At 69.9% G+C, this 502-nt stretch carries 1 pseudogene; it reads right to left on the reverse strand.

The annotated features are described in order from the left end of the window. A pseudogene (locus JCM19049_RS17385) lies at positions 1–491 on the reverse strand (cysteine--1-D-myo-inosityl 2-amino-2-deoxy-alpha-D-glucopyranoside ligase); the annotation flags it as partial. Positions 492–502 lie beyond the last annotated feature (11 nt).

Raw genomic sequence — 502 nt, forward strand, 5'->3', positions numbered from 1 at the left:
GCCATCCGGGAGGGATCCGGGTCATCAGCGCGGTCGCCTCGGGCCAGTCCGGCCCCTTCGATCCGGGAGCGCCAACGCTGCACCCGGGCCTGGGCCTGCTGGAGCAGTTCGTCGGTCCAGAACCAGTCGGTGCGGTAGTGCTGGCCCAGCAGCACGGTGCGGATTGCCACGGGCTCCACCCCGGACTCACGCAGCTTGGAGACCAGCACCAGGTTGCCCAGGGACTTGCTCATCTTCTGACCGTCCAGGCCCACCATGCCGGTGTGCACGTACAGTTCGGCCAGCGGCTTGCCGTCGGCGGCCGAGGCATGGGCGGCGGAGAATTCGTGGTGCGGGAAGATCAGGTCGCTGCCCCCGCCCTGCACGGTGAACGGGGCCGGCAGGGTGGAGCGGGCAATGATCGAACACTCAATGTGCCAGCCGGGCGGCCGGCGCCAGGGTGCCCCCATCCCAGGAGGGCTCTCCATCACGGCAGCACGCCACAGCAGCGGTCAGCGGATCG

It is taken from the genome of Arthrobacter sp. JCM 19049, from assembly GCF_001310435.1.